The organism is Polaromonas sp. P1_E11 (assembly GCF_056405995.1).
The window spans coordinates 1,279,005-1,304,557 of record NZ_JBFUBA010000002.1; the positions used below are offsets into that span (position 1 = coordinate 1,279,005).

The window sequence follows — 25,553 nt, forward strand, 5'->3', positions numbered from 1 at the left end:
TCTAGATCATCTCCAGCGAGGTGGCGCGGGAAGGCGGTTTGAACAACACATCCAGTTCAGCCAGTTGTTCATCGCTGAGCCGGATCTGCGCCGCCGCGGCGTTCTCGCGCAGCCGTTCCGGATGGCCCGTTTTGGGAATGGCGATGACGCCGTCCTGCGCCAGCACCCAGGCCAGCGCCGCCTGGGCGGGTTGCATGCCGTGACGCGCGGCGAAGCGGGTCAGGCCCGCATGGCGCAGCAGCCGCGCCTGCTCAATCGGCGAATAGGCCATCACAGGCACCTTGCGTTCGCGTAGCCAGGGCAGCAGATCCCACTCAATGCCGCGGCGCGTGAGGTTGTACAGCAACTGGTTGGTTTGCGCGCCCTGACCGCCGGGCACTCGCCACAGTTCCTGCATATCGGAGAGGTCAAGGTTGCTCACGCCGTAATGACGGATCTTGCCGGCCTTTTGCAGCGCCATCAGAGCCTGCATGGTTTCGGCCAGCGGAACCGAACCCCGCCAGTGCAGCAAATAGAGATCAATGCGGTCGGTGCGCAGCCGCTGCAGGCTGCGCTCGCAGGCGGCCACCGAGCCCGCCTTCGAGGCATTGTGCGGATACACCTTGGTGACGATGAAAGCTTCATCACGCCTTCCCTGCAGCGCCTCGCCAACAAGCTCTTCGGCCAGCCCCTCGCCGTACATTTCCGCGGTATCGACCAGCGTACAGCCCAGGTCCAGGCCAAGGCGCAAGGTCGCCAGTTCGCCGGCGCGCCGCGCCGGCACATCGCCCATGTTCCAGGTGCCCATGCCCAAGGCAGGAATGGTTTCGCCGCAAGGCAGCAATACGCTTTTCATGCAAACCATCTTATCGCTGCCAAGTCCTCAACGGCGCGTTTCAGTGATGCGGATACGGAATCAATGGAAGCCGAAGAATTCATGGTTCCGCCGGCCCCGCGACGTAGCATGGCGAAGCTTTCACTGCACCTGATGGAGACCGACATGAAGATCATCCGAAGCAAGGATTTCACCGCAGAACGCGCCTGGGGCGCGTTGACAGTAGCCAATATGCAGGGCATCACCACCCGGCTGCACTGGACCGACAAGCCCTACAAGTGGCATATCAACGAGGGCGAAGAAGTGTTTGCGGTGCTCGATGGCCGTGTGGAAATGCGCTACCGCGACAACTGCGGGCAATGCTCCGTGATGCTGGAAACCGGTGACATCTTTTTCGCGAGCGTAGGCACCGAGCATGTGGCCTCGCCGGTGGGCGAGGCCCGCGTGCTGGTGGTGGAAGTGGAGGGCAGCGACTGAAACGATCCGGCTTGATCCGCGCACACCCCTAGGAAGCTGCAGGCAGCAGCGGCAGGTTCACCAGCAGGTTTTGCGGCTTGAGCCTCACCACCCCGTCGGCGTTCATCATCAACCCCAAGTACACCGGCTTGCCCGCCACATCGCTGCGCATTTCCCGCGCATCCACAAACTCCAGCCGGAACAGGCTGACCAGGCGTTGCAGGCGGTCGGGTGCAACGTCCCTTCCCTCATACAGGTCATTGAGCAAGGCCGTGGCCTCCACGTCCAGCCCCACATGCCAGCGCCATGCCTCGTCGTCCACTTTCTGCACGGGCCGGATGGTGACTTCAATGCCCAGAAAATGTTTCACCCACTTCTGCAACACGCCGGCCAGCGCCTTGAGGCCTGAGCGGGCGCGCACCATCGTCAAGACCAGGCCGTGGCTCAGGTCGTTGCTGACCTCATGGGTCAGGTCCAGCAAAAAACGGTGACGGCCCGGCTGCTGCCAATACGTGAAAGCGTTGTCGTCATTGAGCACCTGCAGTTCAACCAGGGGCACCGGCGCCTTGGCCTCCGCCAGGAAGCGGCCGAAGTCGCCCACACCGCCGGTCTCATTGAACATGTCGATCACCTCCTGGTCACCGCTCAGCACCTGGCCGTCCTGTGTGCCGATGCGCTGCGGGCGAAACAGCATTTCGGCGGCGCGCACTTCATACGCATCGGTGGAGCCTTCCAGCAGGTTGTGGACAACCGCCTGGGCGATCAGGTCGATGAACAGGGGCGGTATGTCGATGCGGCCCGTTCCGTCCCGCGGGAACAGGCCCAGGTAGTACGCCTCCAGCGTGCCGGCGGCGAGCAAGCCATCGCGAAATCGCAAAAACAGGTTGTAGTTGTCACGCGCATCCGCATCTTCCAGGGCCGTCAATCCGGCGGGCGAAACCGGCCGGGACGGCGCGGCCACCAGTGCGGCGTGCAGGGCACGTTCGGCATCGCATGACTCGGCCACCGGCGCGAGTTCGGGCCGCGCGAGGAAGAGCCGCAGATAGTCGTCGGAGGGTGCGAGCCAGCCGCGTGCGTTGCGCTGGAGCCGGGAAAAGCCGCTGGAAGGCCAGAAATCTTGCATGGGGCAATCGTCTCATATTGCACGCGCCATTTTTTCGCCAAAGCCCGGTTGCTCCTTTTTTGATAGCTGCTCGCGCCCGTCTGTATTAGCTTGCAGGCGTTTTTCTCTCATAAAAAAGCCATCAACAGAAAGACCGGCCGCTGCGGGCATTACATCCCGTTTCATTCCAACCTTCTGTTTCGCAATCTTTACTGCCTGTTAGCACTCCATCCATCGTCACGCACGTTGTACTGGGTAAGGTCTCCTCATCAGGCTGGCGATCACGACCGTTACGTGTCAGCCCGCCTTCCAGTCCATCCATGTCCCGCAAGACAGGAAGAGAGCGTTCAACATGACAGCAATCGATACCGGCGACACAAATTCGTTCCCTACCGACCACATGGCCTTCCGGCCTTCGCACCTTTACGGATACCTCGCGCTGCTGGCCTTTGCAGTCCTGCTGGCACTGCTGCAGCCCGTTGCCTGGGCGCAGGAGTCCGCGCCTCAGGGCGCCCAGCTGGATCCACCCGGCCGCGTCGCCCGGCTTAACCTGGCCGAAGGCGCCGTAAGCTTCGCACCGGGCGACGGCAACAACCCGGCAGAAACGTCGGCCTGGACACCCGCGGTGCTGAACCGGCCGCTGACAGCCGGCGACAGGCTATGGACGGGCCCCGGCGCCCGCTCGGAGCTGTATGTGGGCTCTACCGCGCTGCGCATGAACAGCCAGACCAGCCTGGATTTCCAGGCACTGGACGACAACACCACCCAGTTGCGCCTCGCCCAAGGCACGCTCAAGCTGCGCGTGCGGGCCCTCTATGAAGGCCAGCGGCTGGAAGTGGATACGCCCAATCTCGCGTTTGTGGTGTCGCAGCCCGGTGACTACCGGCTGGACGTCGACCCTGCCGGCAACACGACGCGCGTGGTGGCCCAGTCGGGCAGCGGCGTAATTTATGGCGACGGCGTCGCCCCTGTCACACTGCAAAGCCGGCAGCAGGCCAACTTCAGCGGCACGCAACTCACCCCGGCAGGACCGGGCGCAGCACAGCAGGACAGTTTTGACCTGTGGGCCGCCGCCCGCGACCGGCGTGAAGACCAGTCGGTTTCGGCGCGTTACATACCGCGCGAAACCGTAGGCTACCAGCAGCTCGACAGCTACGGTAACTGGAGCCAGGACCCGGCCTACGGCGCCGTCTGGATACCCCGCGCCGTTCCCGCCAACTGGGCGCCCTACCGTGTTGGCCACTGGGCCTGGGTTTCACCCTGGGGCTGGACCTGGGTGGACGACGCACCCTGGGGGTTTGCACCGTTTCACTATGGCCGCTGGGCACAGATCGGCCCGCGCTGGGCCTGGGTGCCGGGCCGGCTGGCACCGCGCCCTGTCTATGCGCCCGCCCTCGTCGCCTTTGTGGGCGGCAGCAGCGGCGGTGTGAACTGGAACATTTCCATCGGCGGTGCAGCGCGGCCCGGTGTGGGCTGGTTCCCGCTGGCACCCGGCGAAGCCTTTCGTCCCGCCTACCGCGTGAGCCCGCGCTACGTCACGCAGGTGAACCACAACATCGTGGTCAACAACACCGTCAACGTGACCAACATTTACCGCTACCAGCGCCAGCCTGCAGCGGTGACGGCTGTCAGCCGCGAGGACTTCGAGCGCGGCCGGCCGGTGCACGGCAATCCCCACCGGCTGAGCAGCGCCGACCTGGGCCGCGCACAACTCGTGGCCGACCGCGGCGCCCTGCCGCAGCGCCCGAATCCGTCGGAGCTGCACGCGCAGCAGCGCCCCGTGGCCGCCGCCGCATTGCCGCCGCCCGCCGTGGCCACGCGGCCGGTGGTCAGCAGCCGCGGCGACCGCAGGGATGATCGCCGGGACGGCCGGCCCGATGACAACAACCGGGACGAGCACCGCGCCGGTCCCGCTGCCGGCAGGGACCACGACGCCCGGTCACAAGCCGCCGCTCCCGCTTCCCCCGGCGCGCCTGTCGGCGCAGCGCCAGCCGCACGGCCCTCGCCCGCACCGGACCGCAGCGCCCTCGAGGCCAGCCAGCGCGCGCAACGCGAGCAGCAGCGCCAGCAGCAGGAGCAAAAAGAACGCCTGCAAGGCCCCCAGCTGGAACAGCAACGCCGCCAGGGCGAAGAGGCCATAGGCCAGCGCGCCCTCCGCGAGCAAGCCCAGCGCGATGCGCGGGCCCGCCAGGAAGCGCAGGAACGCGCCCAGGCCGCGAATGCCAATGCCAATGCCGATGCACGCGCCAACGCCGACCGCCATACCGCCGAACAGGCTCGTCGCAGCCAGCAACAAGCGCAGCGCGAACAGCTGCGCCAGCAACAGGAACAACGAGAAAAGCTTCAGGGTCCCCAGCTGGAACAGCAGCGCCGTTCCGGTGAAGAATCCATAGGCCAGCGCGCCCTGCGCGAACAGGCCCAGCGCGACCAGGAAAACACCCGCCAGCAACAGGCCGCGCAAAGACAGCAGCAACACCAACAGCAACTGCAGCAACAACAACATTTGCAACAACAGCAGCATTTGCAACAACAGCAACAACGTGCGCAGCAGGAGCAGCAGCGCCAGGCCCAGGAACAACAACAGCGGCGGCAACACCAATTGCAGCAACAGCAACAGCAGCAACAGCAGTCACAACGCGACGCCACCCCAGACAAACCGTCCCGCCAGGCCGACGCAACCAATCCGCGCGGCCAGCGCGGCGAAGGCGGCCCAGGCCGCAACCGCGAGCAATAAAAAAGCCAATACGGGCGCCGGTTTCCTACCGGAGGGGGCACTCCTCATCAAGCAGGGGTCGCAGAACCGGCTTTGCCGGGCCGCAGGCGCAGCGCCCCCGTACGTAGGGAAAGGGGCAGCGCGCCGTAGGCTCGAAGTGGGGAGCGTGGGGGCTTTAGATCACGCAAAACTACTTAAGGGTCTGACCCGGTACCGCCTCGGAGGGTGGGTGGCTAGGATGACCACCTGTGTTTCACGGGTTCGCGCCTGCTGCCGCATCAGCCGCCGCGGCACCTTGCGCCCGTGATATCCAACCCATCTTCCGGAGAACCAATTTGTCAGTGGAGTTCATTCTCGAAACACGAGGACTGACCAAGGAATTCAAGGGATTCGTGGCGGTCAACAACGTGGACCTGAAAGTCCAGCGCGGGCATATCCATGCGCTGATCGGGCCCAACGGCGCCGGCAAGACGACTTTCTTCAACCTGCTGACGAAATTCCTCATCCCCACGCGCGGAAGCATTGTCTACAACGGCAATGACATCACGTTTGAGCAACCCGCGCAGACCGCGCGGCGCGGCATCGTGCGGTCATTCCAGATCTCGGCGGTCTTCCCGCACATGACAGTCCTTGAGAACGTGCGCGCCGCGTTGCAGCGCAATCTCGGCACCTCGTTCCATTTCTGGAAAGCAGAGGACACGCTGTTTCATCTCCACGACCGCGCCCGCGAACTGCTGGCCGAAGTCGACCTGAGCGACTTCGCCGACGAGCTCACCGTGAACCTGCCCTACGGCCGCAAGCGCGCGCTCGAACTCGCCACCACGCTGGCGCTGGAACCCGAACTGATGCTGCTCGACGAGCCCACGCAGGGCATGGGCCATGAAGACGTAGACCGCGTGACGCAGCTGATCAAGAAAGTCTCGGCCGGCCGCACCATCCTGATGGTCGAGCACAACATGAACGTGGTGTCGTCGATCGCCGACCGCATCACGGTGCTGCAGCGCGGCGCCATCATTGCCGACGGGCCTTATGCCGAAGTGTCGGCAAACCCGCTGGTGATTGAAGCCTATATGGGTACCGCAAACACCGAACTACGGGGAGCTCACTAGATGTTGGCCCCCACGCTTTTCACCTCGCCTTCGGCTCCGTGTAATGCGCTGCCCCCCGGGGGGGCGCTGCGCCTGCGGCCCGGCAAAGCCGGTTCCGCGGCCCCTGCTTGCTCTACATCTTTTGCCTCTGTGGCGACCAGGATGTTGGCCCTATGACCAAAGAACTTCTCAGAATCGAAGACCTGCACGCCTGGTACGGCGAGTCGCACATCCTGCATGGCGTGAACCTCACCGTCAACGAAGGCGAAGTGGTAACGCTGCTGGGCCGCAATGGCGCCGGCCGCACCACCACCATGCGCGCCATCGTCGGCATGACGGGCGCGCGCAAAGGCTCCATCCGCATCAACGGCGAAGAAGCCATCAAGCTGGCGCCGCACAAGGTGGCCCGGCTGGGCGTGGGCTACTGCCCTGAAGAGCGCGGCATTTTCGCCAGCCTGTCGGCCGAAGAAAACCTGATGCTGCCGCCCACCATCGGCCCCGGCGGCATGAGCCTGGACGAAATCTACGCGATGTTCCCCAACCTCAAGGAACGCGCCAGCAGCCCCGGCACGCGGCTGTCCGGCGGTGAACAGCAGATGCTGGCCGTAGCGCGCATTTTGCGCACCGGCGCGCGCCTCTTGCTGCTCGACGAAATTTCCGAAGGCTTGGCGCCGGTCATCGTGCAGAAGCTGGCAGAGATGATCCTCACGCTCAAGGCCAAGGGCTACACCATCGTGCTGGTGGAGCAGAACTTCCGCTTCGCCGCGCCGCTGGCCGACCGCTTCTACGTCATGGAACACGGCCGCATCGTCAAGCAGTTTGCGCAAAGCGAGCTGACCGGCAACATGGGCATGCTGCAGGAATACCTGGGCGTCTGACGCCCAAGCGCGCCGCACCCTCCGTCGAATCCTCTTTCAGTCCTTTCGATTTCCCCACACCCCGGTTCACCCCCTTCCATAACAGGAGACATCATGAAACTCAAAACACTTGCCGCCGCACTCGCCCTTGGCCTTACAGGCGCCGCTTATGCGCAGAACACTGGCCCGATCAAGATCGGCATCATCACCGACATGTCCAGCCTTTACGCCGACATCGACGGCCCCGCCGGTGCGGAAATGCTGAGGTGGGCCGTGCAGGATTTTGGCGGCAAGGTCTTGAACCGCCCTGTCGAGGTGCTAAGCGCCGACCACCAGAACAAGGCCGACGTCGCATCATCCAAGGCGCGTGAGTGGATCGACAAGGATGGCCTGCAGATGCTGATTGGCGGTACCAACTCCGGCACGGCACTGGCCATGTCCAAAGTCACCACCGAAAAGAAAAAACCCTTCCTCGTCATCGGCGCCGGCTCCGCCCGCCTGACCAATGAAGACTGCTCGCCCTACACCGTCCACTACGCCTACGACACGGTATCGCTGGCCAAGGTCGCCGGTTCCGCGCTGGTCAAGGCCGGCAACAAGAGCTGGTACTTCCTGACCGCCGACTATGCGTTCGGCTACTCGCTCGAAGGCGATGCCTCCACCGTGGTCAAGGCCAACGGCGGCACCGTCGCCGGCACCGTCCGCCATCCGCTGAACGCCTCGGACTTTTCGTCTTTCCTGCTGCAGGCGCAGTCTTCCAAGGCGCAAATCCTGGCACTGGCCAATGCCGGCGGCGACTTCACCAACGCCATGAAGGCCGCCAAGGAATTCGGCATCGGCAAGACCATGAAGGTTGCCGGCCTGCTGGTATTCATCAACGACGTGCACTCCTTGGGTCTGGCCAACACCGAAGGTCTGCAACTGGCGGACAGCTGGTACTGGAACCAGGACGACGCCTCGCGCAAGTTCGCCAAGCGTTTCTTCGATAAATACAAGCGCATGCCTTCGAGCCTGCAGGCGGCCGACTACTCCGCCACCCTGAGCTACCTGAAGGCCGTGCAGACCGCCGGCACGACCGATTCCGACAAGGTCATGAGCACGCTCAAGGGCATGAAGATCGAAGACTTCTACAACAAGGGCCAGATCCGCGCCGACGGCCGCATGATCCACGACATGTACCTGTACGAAGTCAAGAGCTCCAAGGATTCGGGCACGCCATGGGACTACTACAAGACCATCGCCAAGGTGCCGGGCGAGCAGGCGTTCACCACGGCGGCCGAATCCAAGTGCTCGGCTCTCAAGAAGTAAAGCATCACTGCAACTGCGCAAACGTTGAACTGACAAAAAAAACAAAAAACGGGGTAGAACGAGGGTTCGATCCAGCCGGTCATTTCGCAGAAATGCAGAATGACCGGCTGCTTCTTTGAAAAACCCTCGCGCTCCCGCCACAAGTAACGGTATCGGTGTCCTGACAGGTTCCCATGGAAATTTTCGGTATTCCCCTGCAAGCGTTTATGGGCCAGCTGATGCTGGGCCTGGTCAACGGCGCCTTCTACGCCATGCTGAGCCTGGGGCTCGCGGTGATTTTCGGCCTGCTGGGCATCGTCAACTTTGCGCACGGCGCGCTCTACATGCTGGGCGCTTTTGCCGCCTGGATCATGCTGGACCAGTTCGGCATGAACTACTGGTTCGCGCTGGTGCTGGCGCCGCTGACGGTCGGCATTCTAGGCGTCATCATCGAACGGCTTTTCCTCAAACATCTGTACAAGCTCGATCCGCTCTACGGCCTGCTGCTGACTTTCGGCCTGGCGCTGGTTCTCGAAGGCGTCTTTCGCGAAATTTACGGCGTCTCGGGCCAGAACTACAACGTGCCCGACCTGCTGGCCGGCTCCATGGACCTCGGCTTTATGCGCCTGCCCATCTACCGCGCCTGGGTGGTGGTGGTGTCGCTGGTGGTCTGCCTGGGCACCTGGTTCCTGATCGAACGCACCCGGCTGGGCGCCTACCTGCGCGCCGGCACCGAAAACGCGCCGCTGGTGCAGGCCTTTGGCATCAACGTGCCCATGATGGTGATGCTCACCTACGGCGCGGGCGCCGCCCTGGCGGCCCTGGCCGGCGTGCTGGCCGCGCCCATCATCCAGGTCAACCCGCTGATGGGCTCCAACCTGATCATCGTGGTCTTTGCCGTCGTCGTGATCGGCGGCATGGGCTCCATCCTCGGCTCGGTCATCACCGGCCTGGGCCTGGGCATCGTCGAAGGCCTGACCCGTGTCTTTTATCCTGAAGCCTCCAACATTGTGGTGTTCGTCATCATGGTGATTGTTCTCATGTTCCGGCCCGCCGGCCTCTTCGGAAAGGAGGCTTGACCATGAGCGCCCTCTCCACCAAAGCCGCCAACATGCTGCGCATCACCTACCTCGTCCTGCTGGCATTCGCATTGGCTGCGCCCTTCCTGGGTCTCTATCCGGTGTTTGTGATGAAGCTGCTGTGCTTTGCGCTCTTCGCCTGCGCCTTCAATCTGTTGCTGGGTTTTACCGGCCTGCTCTCGTTCGGCCATGCCGCATTCTTCGGCTCTGCCGCTTATGTCACCGGCTGGTTCATCAAGTCGCAGAACTGGACACCCGAACTGGCTCTGCTGGCCGGTGCGGTGGCGGCCGGGCTGATCGGCCTGCTGGTCGGGCTGGTCGCCATACGCCGCCAGGGCATTTACTTTGCGATGATCACGCTGGCAATTGCGCAGATGGTCTACTTCGTCTGCCTGCAGGCGAGCTTTACCGGCGGCGAAGACGGCCTGCAAGGCGTGCCGCGCGGCAAGCTGTTCGGCCTGCTGCCGCTTGAGTCCGACGTCACGCTGTATTACGTGGTGGTGGCGATTTTTGTGGCCTGCTTCCTGTTCATCTCGCGCATCGTGCATTCGCCCTTCGGCCAGGTACTCAAGATGATCCGCGAGAACGAACCCCGCGCCATCTCGCTGGGCTACAACGTAGACCGCTACAAGCTGCTGGCCTTTGTGCTGTCGGCCGCGCTGGCCGGCCTGGCCGGTTCGATGAAGACTCTGGTCATGGGTTTTGCCACGCTGTCTGACGTGCACTGGTCCATGTCGGGCGAAGTCATCCTGATGACCCTGCTGGGCGGCGTCGGCACTTTCTTCGGCCCGATCATGGGTTCAGGCATCGTGATCGCGCTGCAGAACCTGCTGGCCGACAAGGTCGGCTCCTGGGTCACCGTCATCATCGGCGCGATCTTTGTGCTGTGCGTGCTCGCCTTCCGCAAGGGCGTGATCGGTGAGTTGCAGGCCTTCCTCGAACGCCGCCGCGCCGCGGCCAAGGCTGCCTCGGCAAAACCCTGACCGGCAGGGCCGGGCGGCCGTCCCGTCCGGCTGCTTTTAAAGCCCTTCAGTTGCTATTATTTTAATAGCTGCTTGCGCTCGTCACCATTGGCTAACAGCCTCATTTCCTCAAAATCAGCTGCTACGGAACTCGCGTCGGTACATCGACGGCGAGGTTCCAAGCGTCGCCGCAAAGTGCTGCCGCAGGGAGACCGCCGAGCCGAATCCTGTATCCAGGGCAATCTGCTCCATCGAGCGGCTGGTTGATTCGAGCTGCCGCTGCGCCAGCGCCAGACGCTGGCTGGTCAGCCACTGGCCCACGGTGGTGCCGGTGATCTGCCGGAAATGCCGGGTGAAGGTGCGCCGGCTCATCAGGGCACGTGCCGCCAGCGTGTCGAGGCTGTGGGGCTGACGCAGGTTTTCCTGCACCCACGCCAGGATGGCCGACAGCCGGTGGTCGGAGCCTGTGGCGGGTAGAGGTTGCTCCACGTACTGCGCTTGCCCGCCCTGCCGCTGCGGCGCCACCACCATGCGGCGTGCCACCCGGTTGGCAACTTCGGCGCCGAAGTCCCGGCGCAGCAAATGCAGGCAGCAGTCAATGCCGGCGGCCGTGCCCGCCGAAGTCAGCACGTCACCATCATCCACATACAGCACATCGGGCTGCAACATGACCTGCGGATAGCGCTCGGCAAAAGCCGGCGCCAGCGCCCAGTGCGTGGCGGCGGGCCGGCCATCCAGCAGGCCGGCCTCGGCCAGCACAAAAGCCCCCAGGCACAGCCCGACGATGCGCGCGCCGCGCTTGTGCGCCGCACGCAAAGCCTTGAGCAGGGCTTCGGACGGCCGCTCCATCGGGTCCCGCCACGACGGCACCACCACGGTCTGCGCCTTGGCCAGCACGCTCAAGCTGTGCTCTACCGCAATGGTGAAACCGGCAGTCGTGCGCAGGCTGCCCGGCGTTTCGGCGCACACCAGCAGCCTGAAGCGCGGCAGGTCTGGCCCTGAAAAATCATTGCCAAACACCATGCACGGCACGGAAAGATGAAACGGGCTGATGCCGTCAAACGCCACCACGGCGACCGTACTGAGCTGGCTTGTGGTGCGTGACTTGCCGCCGGTAGGTGCCCGTAAAAGGGATGATTTCGACATGACCCGATTCTATCGAATATTGTCAATTGGGCCACTTTCCGGAAAACGTGCCGCGCCCAACAATCACACCATCAGCATCCGTTGATCAATTGATTCAGCCACAACCCGCAGGAGCAAACACATGACCATCCAGAACTCAAAGCCCGCAGCACCACGCCGCGCCCTCGTCGTCATCGACGTGCAAAAGGAATACTTCAGCGGCGGCGGCCTGCTTATCGAATACCCGCCGGTGGAAAAAACACTGCCTAATATCGGCCGCGCCATGGACGCAGCGCGCGCTGCGGGTATCCCGGTGGTGGTGGTGCAGCACAGCGAATCGGCCGCGTCGCCGCTGTTCGCCAAAGGCTCGCCCCTGTGGGAACTGCATGAGACCGTGGCCAGCCGCCCGCGCGACCACTACATTGAAAAATCCTGGCCCAGCGTTTACACCGGCACCGACTTCGCCGGATGGCTGGATAAAAACGGCATCGACACCCTGACCGTGATCGGCTACATGACGCACAACTGCGACGCGTCCACGATTTTTGAGGCCACGCACCGCGGCCTGCATGTGGAGTTTTTGCAGGATGCCAGTGGCGCACTGCCGTATGCCAACGAGGCCGGCCAGGCCAGCGCCGAAGAAATCCACCGCGTGTTCAGCGTGGTGTTTCACTCGCGCTTTGCCGCCACAGGCTCCACCGACGCCTGGATCGCCGCGGTCCAGGCCGGCGGACGGCTGGAGAAGAATAACGTCCTCGCGTCGAACCGTGCGGCCATTGCTGGCCGTTAATAAACAACGCTTGCGTCGGCCCTCAGAGGCCGTCGGTCGAGAGCGCATGGTTCACGCGCTGCGGGACGACCAGTTGCCCATAGCCATCAGGAATGGCCTGGATCTGGATGATGGGCGCACTGGACGTGACGCTGCCGAACAGCATGGCAAAAGCCGCATCGGCCGCATCCCGGCCGGTGGCAAACCGCACAAAACCCATGGGAATGGCGGTGCCTGACGGATCGAACAGGTACCAGCGATGGCCCAGGTAGACCTCGACATAGGCATGGAAGTCGGTGGGGCCGAGCGCAGGGTCGGCGCCGTAATCGATGCCGGTGGCAAAACGCGCCGGCAGGTTGAGGGCGCGGCACAGCGCAATCATCAGGTGCGCGAAGTCGCGGCACACCCCGACGCGCTCCACCACCGTGTCGATCGCCGAGGTGCTGCCGTGCGAGCTGTTGGACTCGAAACTCACGCGCTGCTGCACCCACTGGCAGATGGCTTCTGCCCGGCTGTAGCCTTGCTGCAAATGACCGAACTCGTTGGAGGCCAGCTTCTGCAGCCGGTCGGACTGACAGTAGCGGCTCGGGTAGATGTAGGGCAGCACGGCACCGGGAAGCTGGCAGACCGGCACCTCGCCCAGCTCACCGGGAACCGCTGTGTAGTGGTAAATGTCTACGGTGGCTTCATAGCGCACGCTCAGTGGGCCGGGCTGGGCCTGCAGGCGCAGGTAACGGTTCCGGCTCGCCGGGTCGGTGTCGATGGTGAAGGGCACCGGCTGGCTGACCTGCAGGTTTTCGGCCTGCACGATCTGCTGCTGCGTGTGCGCCGCGTGGACGTTGAAGATGAAGTCGCCGCCCGGAGGCGCGACGTCGTAGTTGAGTTCGACGGAAAACTGGAGCCTGACCATGGATTCTTTCCTTGCCGTTGCGCAAGGGTCAGGCCTGGAGCAAGCCTGCCGCCGCGCAATCGTCAATCAATGAAGGGAGCCTCTCAGCGTGGCGCTCGCCGCAGGCGGGCACCTGCGCAAAAGCGCGCTGATCTGGTGTACCGGTCATTGTGGACCTCTTCGAGGCGGATACCGGCGGTTTGCGGCGATTTGCGGCTTTGGCGTCCGCCATGAATACGTGGTGTCCGGCTTGCGGGTGGCATGGGCGCCTACACGTCAGGGCTGCCGGCATGACCCAACTCTTCATTTGCTATTAATTCAATAGCTGCTTGCGCCCGTCAGATATGGGCTGGAGGCAGATTTTTCTTGCAAATTCGGGTCAACGGCCTTCAGGTTCGTCATCCAGCAGCCGCACCTTCACGCTTTTGCCCTTGACCCGCCCGGTGGACAGCTTGTGCAGGGCTTCGGCGGCAATCGAGCGGTCCACCGCCACATAGGTGGAGAACTCATTCACGTTGATCTTGCCGACCTGCTCGCGCGTGAAGCCGGCCTCGCCGGTCAGCGCGCCCAGCACGTCGCCGGCGCGGATTTTTTCCTTGCGCCCACCCACAATCTGCAACGTCACCATGGGCGGTAGCAACGGCTCATTGCTGGCCGGCGTCAGCTCGATCAGTTTGTGCCATTCAGATTCAGCCTTTTGCAGCACCTCGATTTTCCCGACGTAGCCCATCTCGTCCATGCTGGCCAGGCTGATGGCCCAGCCTTCTTCGTCGGCGCGGCCGGTGCGGCCAATGCGGTGGATGTGTACCTCGGCATCGGGCGTCACGTCGACGTTGATGACCATCGCGAGTTGCGCGATGTCCAGGCCGCGGGCGGCCACATCGGTGGCCACCAGCACCGAGCAACTGCGGTTGGCAAACTGCACCAGCACCTGGTCGCGCTCGCGCTGCTCCAGCTCGCCGAACAGCGCCAGCGCGCTAAACCCCTGCTCTTTCAAATAGGCCACCAGTGCGCGGCACTGCGACTTGGTGTTGCAGAACGCCAGCGTGCTGGCCGGGCGGAAATGCCGCAGCACCTGCGCGACGGCGCCCAGGCGGGCTTCGTCATGGTCGCTGTCGGGCACCTGGTACCAGCGCTGCTGGATCTTGGTCTTCTCGTGCTGGGCCTGAACCGTGATGGTTTGCGGCGTCTTCATGAACTGCTGGCTTAATTTGGCAATGCCTTCGGGATAGGTCGCCGAGAACAGCAGGGTCTGCCGCTCTTTCGGGCACTGTTTGGCGACAGTGACGATGTCCTCGAAAAAGCCCATGTCCAGCATGCGGTCGGCTTCATCGAGCACCAGGGTGTTCAGCGCCTCCAGGGTCAAATTGCCGCGGGCCAGGTGGTCCATGATGCGGCCGGGTGTGCCCACCACAATGTGCGCGCCGTTTTCCAGGCTGGCGGTCTGGTTGCGCAGCGGCACACCGCCACACAGCACCACCACCTTGGTGTTTTCCTCGGCCCGCGCCAGGCGGCGGATTTCGGTCGCCACCTGGTCGGCCAGCTCACGCGTGGGGCACAACACCATGGCCTGCACCGCAAAGCGCCGTGCATTGAGGTTGGCCAGCAGAGGTATCGCAAAGGCGGCGGTCTTGCCGCTGCCGGTTTTCGCCTGGGCAATCAGGTCTTTGCCCAGCAGCGCCACCGGCAGGCTGGCAGCCTGGATGGGCGTCATGCTGAGGTAGCCGAGCTGCTGCAGGTTGGCCAGCACAGCGGCATTCAGGGGCAGGCTGGCGAAGTCTGTATTGCCGGCGGAAGAAGGGGAAGAAGGGGAAGGAGAGGAACTCATCCCCCATTATCGATGCCAGGCCTTCAGCGGACTGAACATGGCTACATTTGCAGCCCATGGTCTTTGCCGCCAAGGATCTGTCCGGTGACGTTATCGACCACCACCGGACTTTCGAAATAAGTGACGGTTGGCTCCGTGCCGTACTTCTCCCGGACGAATGCTCGCCAGGATGCTGTGTACAGGGCGTCGGCCTCTGCACGCGAATTCCACAGATAGACGCCACCTGCCGTGAGCCCGTCCAGTGAAAGCACGTAGGTCTTGCGAAACAAACCTTGCACGCCCTGGTATCCTGGCGCGGTACTCAGAAAGATGCTGCGAGCTTCCTCGCGAGTGACGGGCTTTGGCAAAGTGAAGGTTGTGAACACAGTGATCATGAGACCTCTTGATATGTCGTGTTGTGCTGTGCGGCCTGTGGAGGAATGCAATCTCAGCGATGAAGGAATACAGGCTGCCGCTTCTCCAAAAACGCTGCCGTTCCCTCTCGTGCGTCTGGCGAAGCCGCGGCGACCATGAACTGGGCCGCCTCGATGGCCAGGCCTTCGTCGATGGAAACATTCAAGCCCCGCGTCACGGCGCGTAGCGAGGCCGTCACCGCCACGGCGGAGTTTTCGGCGATGCGGTCAGCCATTCGCAGGCACGCCGGAAGCAGGTCATGGGCCGGCACCACGTGGTTGATGAGGCCTATCAGCAGGGCTTCCTCGGCACTGATGGCGTCGCCGGTCAGGATCATTTCGTTGGCGCGCTTGCGGCCGATGTGGCGGGGCAGGCGCTGCGTGCCGCCAAAGGGCGGCGGAAAGCCAAGCCGGATTTCGGGCTTGGCAAAGCTGGCATGTTCCGACGCGATGGCCAGGCTGCAGGCCTCCATGGTTTCGCAACCGCCGCCGAAGGCGATGCCGTTGACGGCCGCGATGATGGGCTTGGAATAGTTTTCGATACGCCGCGTCATGGCCTGGCCGCGCATCACGAAGTTGCGCCACGCTGCCTCGGGCGAGGCGGCGACGTCAGGTGCGAAACCCGCAATGTCGGCGCCCGCACTGAAGGCTTTATCGCCCTGCCCCGTCAGCACCAGGCAGCGCACGCTGTCGTCGCGCTCCAGGGCGTTCAGCCTGTCCATGAGCTCGTCGATCAGTTCATAGCTGAGCGCATTGAGTTTTTCAGGGCGGTTCAGGGTGAGTACCACATGCTGGCCGCGGCGTCCGGTTTCTATCAGCATGGGATCTCCGCGCGTTGGAGGACGGGTGGAAAATCCAGGACACCACAACCGCGCGGGGCGCCCACAAAGTAGATGGCGGCTTGCGGCGTGACAAAAGACTGGCCGCTTTCCAGCACGATGTCGCTGTCCCGGCGTCCGGCCAGCGCATCGCTGGTGATCCAGAGGCAACCGCCGGTGCAGGTCAGGACCTGGCCGCGCGGCAGGCGCATCGGTTTCGGGATGGGCCCGAGCTCCAGCGGGGTCTGTGGAGTTTGTGGGGTTTGCAGGGCATGCATGGCGGACTCCTTCAAAAGTGTGGTTTGATTCTTCTTTGGAACCGGTCCGCGCGGCCGGATGGTTTGTCATACGGGGTATTCCAATCATTCATGCCATGCTGAACAGCCCTTCCACCAGCGCACTGCGCGCCATGTCGCTCGATGCCATCCGCGGCTTCGAATCCGCCGCGCGGCACCTGAGCTTCACAGCCGCCGCCGAAGAGCTGTGCGTCACGCAGTCGGCCGTGAGCAAGCAGATCAAAAGCCTGGAAGATGCGCTGGGCACGGCGCTGTTCCTGCGTGGCGGCAAGGGCCTGAGCCTGACACCGCAAGGCCGTGAGCTTTATGAGACGGCCCGCGCCGCGCTGGCGCAGCTGGCCTCGGCCGTGGACCGCATGCTGGCGGTGGACAGGGTCTCTGTGGCTGTCACCACCACGCCCTCTTTCGCCGCGCTGTGGCTGGCGCCCAAACTCGCCAGGTTCCAGTTGCTGGAGCCCGCCATCGATGTGCGCGTCGACGCCACGGAAACGCGCGTCAACCTGGAGCGCGAAGGCATGGATCTGGCCGTGCGGCTCTACCCTGTGCTGCCGGGCGGCGAAGACCCGCCACCCCTGCTGCAGGAGCAGGCCCTGCTGGTGGCGGCGCCGGCCGTCGCGACGCGCATTCGTAACGCCGCCGACATCACGGCCACACCGCTACTGGTCTATTACGACCCGGCCACGCGTTTCCCCTGGATGTCGTGGCCGGACTGGTACGAGCGCCTGGACTTGAGGCAATCGGCGCAACAGCCGTGCCTGTATTTTTCGCAGTACGAGCACGTGCTGACCGCGGCCGTGCAAGGCGCCGGCGTCGCGATAGGGCGCACGCCACTGGTGCTGCCGCTGTTGCGCAGCGGCCAGCTCACGGTTGTCTTGCCCGGCGAGACGGTCGCGGGTTTGGGCTACCGCATCGTGACCTCAGCCCACAGTGCAGAGCGGCCCGCCGTGCAGAAGTTTCGCGCCTGGCTGGAGCGCGAACTCGCGCTCGAAGCCATAGGCTAAGCCCAGGCGCCGGTAGCTTCCAGCACCGGGGAGAGTTCCGCCTCGCCCCAGCGCAGCGGCAAGGAAGACTCCACCAGCCGCATGGACTGCACCTTGAAACGCATCAGGCGCTGCGCGCCGGCGAAGGACTGCACCTCGGGCCCGTCCCAGACGATGTCGGCCGTGACGGCCAGGTACAGCAGGTCGCCGTTATCGAAATCGATGAACAGCAGGCCGGCGCGCGGGTTCACCACCAGGTTGCCCAAGGTGTTGAAGAAGTAGTTGCCGACGAAATCCGGCATGGTCAGGGTGCCGTCTGCTTCCACGCGCACAAAGCCGCGCTTGCCACCGCGGTGCGACACGTCGACACCGCCGGCACGGCCAGCCGCGTCACCGTTGCCCGCATAGGCTGTGGCGATGAACAGCGTATCCGCCTGTTCAATCATGCGACGCGCCGCATCGTTCAGTTGCGCCGACGCGTGCACCACCGGCCCCGCTGAAGACGTGGGGCGCTCCACGTACACCGACTCGCGCGCCTGGATGTATTTGGGGCAGTTGCCGAAACTCTGGCTCAGCTCCACCGCGAAGCCCGAGGCACTCACGCCGCGAACAATGCCGTTCATGCGGTTGCGCCTGCGCGTGTGCGGTTCTATGCCCAGCAAGCCTATCGCGGCGCCATTCGCCAGCGTGCCTTGCAGGGGATCACCTGCGAGCGGCTGGGCGCGCAGCACCAGGTGATGCGCATCGGGCGAGTGGATAAAACCCGGCGGCTGGGCCAGCACCGAGGCCCAGGGCTGGCCGGCAGCGTCCACCGTGCCGGCGACCACAAAAGGCAGTTGCTCAAAAAACTCGCGGTGCTGGTCGGGCATGAAGTCGCGGATCACGCGCGGGCCGATTTCCGCCATGCGCGCACGCACGGCCGCGCCCACGCGCGCTTGCGCGGCGCGCTCGCCTTCGTGGAAAGTGGCAGTGCTCATGCGGCCAGCCCTATCGGCGTCCTGACCATGGGCACAAAGCGCGGCAAGGCCTCGATGCGGGCCAGCCAGGCGCGTATGCGCGGGTAGGCTTCCAGCGAGACCTTGCCCTCCGGCGCATGGGCCGAATAACTGTAGTTGGCGATGTCGGCCAGTGTGGGGGTGCTGCCCGCGAGAAAAGCCGACTGGCCCAGTTGCTGCTCCATCACCGCGAACAGGGCATGCGCGCGCTCAATGGCTTCCGGGCTTTCCGGCCGCTTGAACAGCTGGATGACGCGCGCGGCGGCCGGGCCGGAGGCGAGCTGCCCCGCAGCGACCGACAACCAGCGCTGCACCGCCGCAGCGGCCAGCGGGTCGCGCGGCAGCCATTGCTCGGCATCCGGCGCGTAGCGTGCGTTGAGGTAGACCAGGATGGCGTTGGAATCGGCCAGCGTGACTTCACCGTCCTGGATCACCGGCACCTGGCCGAAGGCGTTCATGGCCAGGAAAGCCGGCGTTTTGTGCCCTTTGGTGGCCAGGTCGATCTCGATGCGCTCGAAGGGCAGGCCCAGCAGCGAGAGAAACAGTTCCACCCGGTGCGAATGGCCGGAGATGGCGACGCGGTACAGGCGTATGGGTTGTGCGGGCTGGGCTTTGGCGGCGGGTGTGCTCATGGTGGGGCTTTCGGCAGGTTGAAAAATCTTGGCTCTCGGGAGTGGATTTTGTTTGAGCCGATATTTTGAATAAATGGCTCTCATGACATTTAACTAATCCATTTAGTGGATGAATCACTGCAACAGGCGTAGCATGTCGCCATGGACAAACTCCGTGCCATGCAGGCCTTTATTCACATTGCCGAACAAGGCAGCCTGACGGCCGCGGCCCAGGTCATGGAATCTTCGTTGCCGGCGATGGTGCGCACGCTGGCCGGCTTCGAGGCGCAGCTGGGCGTGCGCCTCTTTAACCGCACGACGCGCCGCATCTCACTGACCGAGGAAGGCCGGCGCCACCTGGAAAGCTGCCGGCAGGTGCTGGCCACACTCGCGGACGCAGAAGCGGCGCTGACGGCCGACGCGGCCGAACCCGCGGGCCACCTGACGATTACCGCGCCCATGCTGTTCGGGCAAATGCACGTGGCGCCTGCCGTGACGCGCTTTGTGCAGCACCACGACAAGATGCGCTGCTCCATGGTGCTGCTGGACCGCGTGGTGAATCTGCTGGAAGAAGGCATCGACGTCGGCATTCGAATCGGCGAGCCCGAAGACTCCAGCCTGGTGGCGCAAAACATCGGGCACATCCGGCGCCTGGTGGTAGCCAGCCCGGCCTGGCTGCGGCGCCACGGTGTGCCGAAACACCCGCGCGAACTGCTCAGCGCCAACTGCGTGCGCGTGAGCGGCCATGCCCCCACGTGGGGGCCGTTCAATGTCCAGGGCCGGCAGCTGCGACTGGCGGTCAGTGGTAATCTGGAGTTCAACCAGATCGCGCCGGCCGTGGCGGCCTGCGCCGCGGGGGCGGGCCTGGGCTCTTTTTTCTCTTATCAGGTCGCGCCGTTTTTGCAGACAAAACATTTACGCATCGTGCTGGAGGATTTTGAGCCGCCACCCCGGCCCATCAATGTGGTCTACCCGCACGCCCGGCTGCTGCCCATGCGCACCCGGGTGTTCATTGAGTGGATCAAACACGAGTTGCGGGAATTCCGGTCCTGACATGCCCGCAGCCAGCGCTGCCGGCACCCACTGAAAGAAGCGAATGCAGACTTTTGATTTTGACCTTTTTGTGATCGGCGGCGGCAGCGGCGGGGTGCGTGCCGCGCGCATGTCGGCCCAACGCGGCGCCCGTGTGGGACTGGCCGAATTCGCCGCGATGGGCGGCACCTGCGTGAACGTGGGCTGCATTCCCAAAAAGCTCTACAGCTACGCCGCCCACTATGGCGACAGCTTTGAAGAGTCGCGCGGCTTCGGCTGGGTCGGCGAGTCGCCGGTGTTTGACTGGGACGTGCTCAAGGCCAACCGCGCCCGCGAGATTTCGCGGCTCAACGGCATCTATGTGCAGTTACTTGAAACTTCGGGCGTGAAGATCGTCAAGGGCTGGGCCCGGCTGCTCGATGCCCACACGGTCGAGGTCGACGACCAGAAATTCACCGCCAAAACCATTCTGGTCTCTACCGGCGGCACCGCTACCGTGCCGGCGCTTCCTGGGCGCGAGCACGTGGTGACCTCCGACCACATGTTCGACCTCAACCCGTTTCCCAAACGCTTGCTGGTGGTGGGCGGCGGCTACATCGCCTGCGAATTCGCCTCGATCTTCAACGGACTGGGCTCACAGGTCACCCAGGTCCATCGCCGCGACATGCTGCTGACCGGTTTTGACGATGACGTGCGGCGCTTCATTGCCGCCGAGATGAGCAAGACCGGCATCACCCTGCAGTTGAGTGCAGAGATTGCCGCCATCGCCAAAACCGCCACGGGCCTGCAGGTGACGCTCAAGGACGGCGCAAGCCTGGAGGTGGACACCGTGCTCTACGCCACGGGGCGGATTCCCAACGCGAACGGCATCGGGCTCGAAGCTGCCGGTGTGGCCGTCAACGCTGCAGGTGCGATCCAGGTCAATGCGCACTACCAGACCTCGGTGCCGTCCATCTATGCGCTGGGCGACGTGACGGCGCGCATGCAGCTGACACCGGTGGCGCTGGGCGAAGCCATGGTGGTGGTGGACCAGCTCTTTGGCCCCGCCGCCGGCAAAAAACCGCGCAACATGAGTTATGAGTTTGTGCCGACGGCCGTCTTCACCCACCCCAACATCGGCACGGTCGGCTATTCAGAGGCCGATGCGCGCGCGAAGTTCGGCAAGGTCACGGTGTTCCGTGCCGACTTCAAGGCCCTCAAACACACGCTGAGCGGCAGCACCGAACGCACGCTCATGAAGCTGCTGGTCGAAGACGCCACCGACCGCGTGGTCGGCCTGCACATGGTGGGGCCGGACGCCGGCGAAATCGTGCAGGGTTTTGCGGTGGCCATGAAAGCCGGTGCGACCAAGGCGATTTTTGACAGCACCATCGGCATACACCCGACCGTCGCCGAGGAATTCGTGACGATGCGCGAACCGGTCAAGGACTGATTTCAGGAAATATCAATCCGCATCCGGGTCTTCGGGCGTGTCTGAATCGGGCTCGCGGTCTTTCAGGCGTTCGTCGAGGCGCTGGCGGATGGTGCCGGCTTCTCCGAGAAACTGCGCCAGGGGTACCGCCGGCGCCATGCGCAGGGACGGCGGGTAGAGGGTGGACATGTAGAGCTTGTTGGACAGCCGCTTGTTCTGCAGCCAGTTGGTGCCCAGCATGGCCACAATGCCCAGCACAGCCACGCCAGCCACCAGCCCCGCCAGTCCGCGCCGGCGCTGCGGCACGATGACCGACAGGTGCACATAGATGGCCGCGGCCGCACCCAGCAGCAGCAGCGGCGTTTCAAAGCGCGCAAGGCTTTCGAGCGAGAACATGAAAGCCAGCAGGCCGGCCAGCGTGGCCACCAGTTGTATTGCCACGGAACTGGTGCAGGCAATACGGACATGGCGCCAGAACTGCAGGTGGCCGGTAAAAAGCTTGGTGGCCAGTGCCCACAGGCCTGCCCACACGGTGATGCCCATGGCCACCATCGCCATCAGGCCGGGCAGTTGCCGCGCCAGCTGGGATGGCTCGGTCAGGGTCAGCCACGACTGCCCCACCACGAGCGCCAGCATGGCGGCCAATGCCAGCAAAGTCCAGCCGGTCGTGCGCCACGGAAAGTGCGGCAGCCGCTCTTCAACGGCCACCGGCGCTTCCGCCAGGCGCAGCCCCAGCTTCAGCCGGCCCAGGGTCAGGGCCTCGCCGGCAGGCCAGCTGAACTGTGTGCCCTGGCCATGCAGCGTCCGGTTCAGCGCGACACCATTGACCGTGTCCAGCACCTGCACCATCACTTCGCCTTCCGGCGTGCGGTCTATGCGCAGGTGTTCAGCGGCCACATGGCCGTCATCCAATACCAGGTCGGCGGTGAGTGCGCGGCCCACAGTGACGGGCCAGTGCCGCACATCAAGGCGGCCCACCAGCGCGCCGTTGCGGTCGGTGGCCTGCAGCAGGGCGAGATTGCCGGCGCTCATGGTGCGGCCTCCCATTTAAAACCGCCCAGGTAATGCGCCACCAGCTTGAGGCCGTTGTCAAAACTCACGCCCTGCGCATCCATGCGCCCCTGCACACCGCTGGTGGACTGGTTGACGGACATGGTCAGCACCGACACATCGTAGAGGCCCGGCAGCTTGCGGTAGGCACTCATGCACACCACGGCGCGCATGGGCATGCCGCCGGTTTCGACGAAGCGCTCGGAGCACTCGGCCGCCGTGGCCTTGCGTGAACCCCGGGTAGAGAAGTACTCATTGCCGAAGCTTTGCGAGTACATGACGGCAAAACGCAAAGGGCCCAGTTTGGGCGCGTTGTAGGCTTCGTAGCGCAGGCGGATGTAGCCGGTGTTGAAATCGCCGGCAAACACATGGCTGTCAATCTGGCAGTCGGTGCGCTCCAGGTCAAAGGCCTTGAAGTCGGGCTCGCGCCCACGGCCCCAGCAGCGGGCCAGGGAATCTTCGGGCACGGGCACGCTGTAGCCACCGTGCTTTTGCGCCGTGAGCGGCACTGCGGTGAATTTTTGCGTCAGCAGCGCCTGGTGCTCGCCCAGCTGGCGCGCCACCTCGGCGTGTGCCGGTTTGGTGATGGGCTTGGCCGAAGCGGCCTTTGCCAGCAGTGCCTGGGCGAATTCAGCGGGGATCAGAAAGCTCAGCAGGTCGCCGTCCAGGCGCTTGGACACGTTGATACCGACCACCTGGCCGGCATCGTCCAGCGCCGGGCCGCCGCTCATGCCGGGGTTGAGCGCGCCGCCGAAAAAGATGCGTGGGTAAAAGCTGCGCTGCACGAGGCCGTTGTAGGTGCCCTCGGTGACGGCAAAACCGATGTCCAGCGGATTGCCCAGTGAATATATGCGTTCGCCGCGCGCCAGGGGCCTGTCCGCCCCGCGAAAAGCCAGCTGCGGCATTCCCGTTGCCGGCGTTTTCACGCGCAGCAGCGCCAGGTCGTTGCGCACGTCAAAGGCGAGCAATTCAACCTCGGCCTCCTTGCCGTCCACCGGCACGTAGACGCCGCGGTAGCGCTCGGGCTCCAGCGCCAGCTGGCTGGCCACATGGAAGTTGGTGATGATGAGCCCGTTGGCCGAGACAAAAAAGCCCGAGCCCACGCTGGCCTGGGTGTTGGAGTTGCGCAGCAGGGTGCGGATCTGCACCAGTTTGTCGCGCGTGGTTTCATAGGCACGCTGGGCGTCGCGCGAGATCTGGGCCGGTGCGGCGGCCGGCGCCTGCGGAGCGCGGCCCGGTGCCGGGGCCTGCGCCTGGGCCTGGGCCACCTGCAGGCACAGGGCCCCGAGCAAGACTGCCGCCACTGCGCGCAGGTGCCCCGAAGGGTTGTGGTGTTTCATCAGGGCATTCTAGGGTGTGTCACGGTACTTGCCGCACAATGATGTGCATGCCCTGCGGTGCTACGCTTTGCCGAAAACCACCTGCTGTACCTTCACCATAAAAACAAGGCTTTTTTCATGCCCTATCTGCCGCCTTTCATAGCCCCGACCCGCTACAGCGACCCGGCCGCCGCACTGGCGCAGGTTCGCGCCATTTATGACCAGCAGATTGCCCACCTGCGCGACGCGATGCAGCGCTATGTGGCCGGCGAGACCCTGCCCGGCCATGTGCGCGCCTGCTACCCTTTCGTGCGCATCCACACCGACACCGTGGCCCGCGCCATCCTGGAGACGCCCGACATCTCGCAGCTGAGCTTTGGTTTTGTGGCCGGCCCCGGCCGTTTTGAAACCACACTGACCCGGCCCGACCTCTACGGCAACTATTACCTGGAGCAATTCCGGCTGCTGATGCAGAACCACGATGTGGAGCTGGAAATCGGCACCAGCACGCAGCCGATCCCCATCCATTTCTCGTTTGCCGAAAACGACCATATTGAAGGCAGCATGGACGCAGCGCGCCGCATGCTGATGCGCGACGCGTTCGACCTGCCCGATCTGGCCGCCATGGACGACGGCATTGCCAACGGCACCTACGAACCCCTGCCCGGCGAACCGCAGCCGCTGTCGCTGTTCACCGCGGCGCGCGTGGACTATTCGCTGCAGCGCCTGCGCCACTACACCGGCACTTCGCCGCACTGGTTCCAGAACTTCGTGCTGTTCACCAACTACCAGTTCTACATCGACGAGTTCGTGCGCCTGGGCCATGAAGCCATGGCCGACCCCGACAGCGAATACACCGCCTTCATCGAGCCAGGCAACGTGGTGACCCGTCGCACCGGCCTGCCCGCCGAGGCCGGCGACGAGCTCGGCGTGCAGCCGCCCCGCCTGCCGCAAATGCCGGGCTACCACCTGCTGCGCGCCGACCGCACCGGCATCACCATGGTCAACATCGGCGTGGGCCCGGCCAATGCCAAGAACATCACCGACCACATCGCCGTGCTGCGCCCGCACGCCTGGATCATGCTGGGCCACTGCGCCGGCCTGCGCAACAGCCAGCAGCTGGGCGACTACGTGCTGGCCCACGGCTATGTGCGCGAAGATCATGTGCTGGACGAAGAGCTGCCGCTGTGGGTCCCGATTCCCGCGCTGGCTGAAATCCAGGTCGCGCTGGAAAAAGCCGTGGCCGACGTCACCCACGCCGTGGGCCCCGACCTCAAGCGCATCATGCGCACCGGCACCGTGGCCTCCACCGACAACCGCAACTGGGAACTGCTGCCCGGCAACCAGCCGCAGCGCCGCTTCAGCCAGAGCCGCGCCGTGGCGCTGGACATGGAAAGCGCAACGATTGCCGCCAACGGTTTTCGCTTCCGGGTCCCTTATGGAACGCTGCTTTGCGTGAGCGACAAGCCGCTGCACGGCGAGATCAAGTTGCCCGGCATGGCCAACCACTTCTACCGCGAGCGCGTCGACCAGCACCTGCGCATCGGCATACGCGCCATCGAGCTGCTGCGCGCCGAAGGCATCACGCAGCTGCACAGCCGCAAGCTGCGCAGTTTTTCGGAAGTCGCGTTCCAGTAGATCCGCCAGTTGCTATACTTTTGGTAGCTGCTTGCGCTCGGC

Annotated in this window: 25 protein-coding genes; 12 read left to right on the top strand and 13 right to left on the bottom strand. The window is 64.2% G+C overall.

Annotated features, from left to right (window positions below; all coding sequences use genetic code 11):
• Position 1 precedes the first annotated feature (1 nt).
• The gene (locus AC1D11_RS13535) at positions 2–835 is read right to left on the bottom strand and encodes an aldo/keto reductase (protein ID WP_477647519.1); all 834 of its coding nucleotides are present in this window, start codon (positions 833–835) and stop codon (positions 2–4) included.
• 144 nt (positions 836–979) lie between these two features.
• Here AC1D11_RS13535 and AC1D11_RS13540 point away from each other — a divergent pair, with 144 nt between their 5' ends.
• A complete protein-coding gene (locus AC1D11_RS13540; RefSeq protein ID WP_477647520.1) occupies positions 980–1,291 on the top strand; it encodes a cupin domain-containing protein in 312 nt (103 codons plus the stop codon).
• Between the two features lie 28 nt (positions 1,292–1,319).
• Here AC1D11_RS13540 and AC1D11_RS13545 read toward each other — a convergent pair whose 3' ends face one another.
• Together AC1D11_RS13545 and AC1D11_RS13550 are read right to left on the bottom strand one after the other, a co-directional pair.
• Positions 1,320–2,393, bottom strand: coding sequence for a DUF6352 family protein (locus tag AC1D11_RS13545; RefSeq protein WP_477647521.1), 1,074 nt, complete (start codon positions 2,391–2,393; stop codon positions 1,320–1,322).
• A 12-nt stretch (positions 2,394–2,405) separates the two neighbouring features.
• A complete protein-coding gene (locus AC1D11_RS13550) occupies positions 2,406–2,558 on the bottom strand; it encodes a hypothetical protein (protein WP_477647522.1) in 153 nt (50 codons plus the stop codon).
• A gap of 166 nt (positions 2,559–2,724) precedes the next feature.
• Between AC1D11_RS13550 and AC1D11_RS13555 the strand changes: the two genes are divergently transcribed.
• The 6 genes from AC1D11_RS13555 to AC1D11_RS13580 all read left to right on the top strand — a co-directional run bounded on the left by AC1D11_RS13555 (position 2,725) and on the right by AC1D11_RS13580 (position 10,379).
• Positions 2,725–5,106 carry a DUF6600 domain-containing protein gene (locus AC1D11_RS13555; RefSeq protein WP_477651273.1) on the top strand — a complete coding sequence of 794 codons (2,382 nt, stop codon included), beginning with the start codon at positions 2,725–2,727 and terminating at the stop codon, positions 5,104–5,106.
• Between the two features lie 314 nt (positions 5,107–5,420).
• Positions 5,421–6,194, top strand: a complete 774-nt coding sequence (locus tag AC1D11_RS13560; protein ID WP_477647524.1) for an ABC transporter ATP-binding protein — start codon at positions 5,421–5,423, stop codon at positions 6,192–6,194.
• 152 nt (positions 6,195–6,346) lie between these two features.
• Complete coding sequence (locus AC1D11_RS13565; protein WP_477647525.1) at positions 6,347–7,051, top strand: ABC transporter ATP-binding protein; 705 nt, start codon at positions 6,347–6,349, stop codon at positions 7,049–7,051.
• A gap of 93 nt (positions 7,052–7,144) precedes the next feature.
• The gene (locus tag AC1D11_RS13570; protein ID WP_477647526.1) at positions 7,145–8,338 is read left to right on the top strand and encodes an ABC transporter substrate-binding protein; all 1,194 of its coding nucleotides are present in this window, start codon (positions 7,145–7,147) and stop codon (positions 8,336–8,338) included.
• A gap of 173 nt (positions 8,339–8,511) precedes the next feature.
• Positions 8,512–9,396 carry a branched-chain amino acid ABC transporter permease gene (locus tag AC1D11_RS13575; protein WP_457281315.1) on the top strand — a complete coding sequence of 295 codons (885 nt, stop codon included), beginning with the start codon at positions 8,512–8,514 and terminating at the stop codon, positions 9,394–9,396.
• A 2-nt stretch (positions 9,397–9,398) separates the two neighbouring features.
• Positions 9,399–10,379: a branched-chain amino acid ABC transporter permease gene (locus AC1D11_RS13580; RefSeq protein WP_477647527.1), complete on the top strand. Its 981-nt coding sequence runs from the start codon at positions 9,399–9,401 to the stop codon at positions 10,377–10,379.
• A gap of 114 nt (positions 10,380–10,493) precedes the next feature.
• On the opposite strand, the gene AC1D11_RS13585 is transcribed toward AC1D11_RS13580, so the two are convergent.
• Complete coding sequence (locus tag AC1D11_RS13585; protein ID WP_477647528.1) at positions 10,494–11,504, bottom strand: GlxA family transcriptional regulator; 1,011 nt, start codon at positions 11,502–11,504, stop codon at positions 10,494–10,496.
• Between the two features lie 121 nt (positions 11,505–11,625).
• On the opposite strand from AC1D11_RS13585, the gene AC1D11_RS13590 reads away from it, so the two are divergent.
• The gene (locus AC1D11_RS13590) at positions 11,626–12,273 is read left to right on the top strand and encodes a cysteine hydrolase family protein (RefSeq protein WP_477647529.1); all 648 of its coding nucleotides are present in this window, start codon (positions 11,626–11,628) and stop codon (positions 12,271–12,273) included.
• Between the two features lie 22 nt (positions 12,274–12,295).
• Here AC1D11_RS13590 and AC1D11_RS13595 read toward each other — a convergent pair whose 3' ends face one another.
• The 5 genes from AC1D11_RS13595 to AC1D11_RS13615 form a co-directional block, all read right to left on the bottom strand.
• Complete coding sequence (locus AC1D11_RS13595) at positions 12,296–13,162, bottom strand: transglutaminase-like domain-containing protein (RefSeq protein WP_477647530.1); 867 nt, start codon at positions 13,160–13,162, stop codon at positions 12,296–12,298.
• Between the two features lie 358 nt (positions 13,163–13,520).
• Positions 13,521–14,969 carry an ATP-dependent RNA helicase DbpA gene (gene dbpA, locus AC1D11_RS13600; RefSeq protein ID WP_477647531.1) on the bottom strand — a complete coding sequence of 483 codons (1,449 nt, stop codon included), beginning with the start codon at positions 14,967–14,969 and terminating at the stop codon, positions 13,521–13,523.
• Between the two features lie 41 nt (positions 14,970–15,010).
• Entirely contained in the window at positions 15,011–15,343 is a 333-nt protein-coding gene (locus AC1D11_RS13605; RefSeq protein WP_477647532.1) for a hypothetical protein, read from the bottom strand.
• Positions 15,344–15,396: 53 nt separating this feature from the next.
• Positions 15,397–16,182 (bottom strand): crotonase/enoyl-CoA hydratase family protein, encoded by a 786-nt coding sequence (locus AC1D11_RS13610; RefSeq protein ID WP_477647533.1) that lies wholly within the window; start codon positions 16,180–16,182, stop codon positions 15,397–15,399.
• The gene (locus tag AC1D11_RS13615) at positions 16,176–16,457 is read right to left on the bottom strand and encodes a DUF2917 domain-containing protein (RefSeq protein ID WP_477647534.1); all 282 of its coding nucleotides are present in this window, start codon (positions 16,455–16,457) and stop codon (positions 16,176–16,178) included. Before AC1D11_RS13615 ends, AC1D11_RS13610 begins: the two co-directional genes overlap by 7 nt.
• Before the next feature lie 95 nt (positions 16,458–16,552).
• Here AC1D11_RS13615 and AC1D11_RS13620 point away from each other — a divergent pair, with 95 nt between their 5' ends.
• Positions 16,553–17,476: a LysR substrate-binding domain-containing protein gene (locus tag AC1D11_RS13620; protein ID WP_477647535.1), complete on the top strand. Its 924-nt coding sequence runs from the start codon at positions 16,553–16,555 to the stop codon at positions 17,474–17,476.
• Here the strand turns inward: AC1D11_RS13620 and AC1D11_RS13625 are convergent.
• Complete coding sequence (locus tag AC1D11_RS13625; RefSeq protein ID WP_477647536.1) at positions 17,473–18,432, bottom strand: pyridoxamine 5'-phosphate oxidase family protein; 960 nt, start codon at positions 18,430–18,432, stop codon at positions 17,473–17,475. The two genes, AC1D11_RS13620 and AC1D11_RS13625, sit on opposite strands and share 4 nt — an antisense overlap.
• Positions 18,429–19,082, bottom strand: a complete 654-nt coding sequence (locus AC1D11_RS13630) for a glutathione S-transferase family protein (RefSeq protein ID WP_477647537.1) — start codon at positions 19,080–19,082, stop codon at positions 18,429–18,431. The genes AC1D11_RS13625 and AC1D11_RS13630 overlap by 4 nt, the downstream gene beginning before the upstream one ends.
• A 141-nt stretch (positions 19,083–19,223) precedes the next feature.
• Between AC1D11_RS13630 and AC1D11_RS13635 the strand changes: the two genes are divergently transcribed.
• Together AC1D11_RS13635 and gorA are read left to right on the top strand one after the other, a co-directional pair.
• Positions 19,224–20,114, top strand: coding sequence for a LysR family transcriptional regulator (locus AC1D11_RS13635; protein WP_477647538.1), 891 nt, complete (start codon positions 19,224–19,226; stop codon positions 20,112–20,114).
• Between the two features lie 43 nt (positions 20,115–20,157).
• Positions 20,158–21,525 carry a glutathione-disulfide reductase gene (gorA, locus tag AC1D11_RS13640; protein WP_477647539.1) on the top strand — a complete coding sequence of 456 codons (1,368 nt, stop codon included), beginning with the start codon at positions 20,158–20,160 and terminating at the stop codon, positions 21,523–21,525.
• Positions 21,526–21,537: 12 nt separating this feature from the next.
• Here the strand turns inward: gorA and AC1D11_RS13645 are convergent, their stop codons facing one another.
• The gene (locus AC1D11_RS13645) at positions 21,538–22,536 is read right to left on the bottom strand and encodes an FHA domain-containing protein (RefSeq protein ID WP_477647540.1); all 999 of its coding nucleotides are present in this window, start codon (positions 22,534–22,536) and stop codon (positions 21,538–21,540) included.
• Positions 22,533–23,894: a S1 family peptidase gene (locus AC1D11_RS13650; RefSeq protein WP_477651272.1), complete on the bottom strand. Its 1,362-nt coding sequence runs from the start codon at positions 23,892–23,894 to the stop codon at positions 22,533–22,535. Before AC1D11_RS13650 ends, AC1D11_RS13645 begins: the two co-directional genes overlap by 4 nt.
• Before the next feature lie 117 nt (positions 23,895–24,011).
• Here AC1D11_RS13650 and AC1D11_RS13655 point away from each other — a divergent pair, with 117 nt between their 5' ends.
• Entirely contained in the window at positions 24,012–25,511 is a 1,500-nt protein-coding gene (locus AC1D11_RS13655) for an AMP nucleosidase (RefSeq protein WP_477647542.1), read from the top strand.
• Positions 25,512–25,553: the final 42 nt, after the last annotated feature.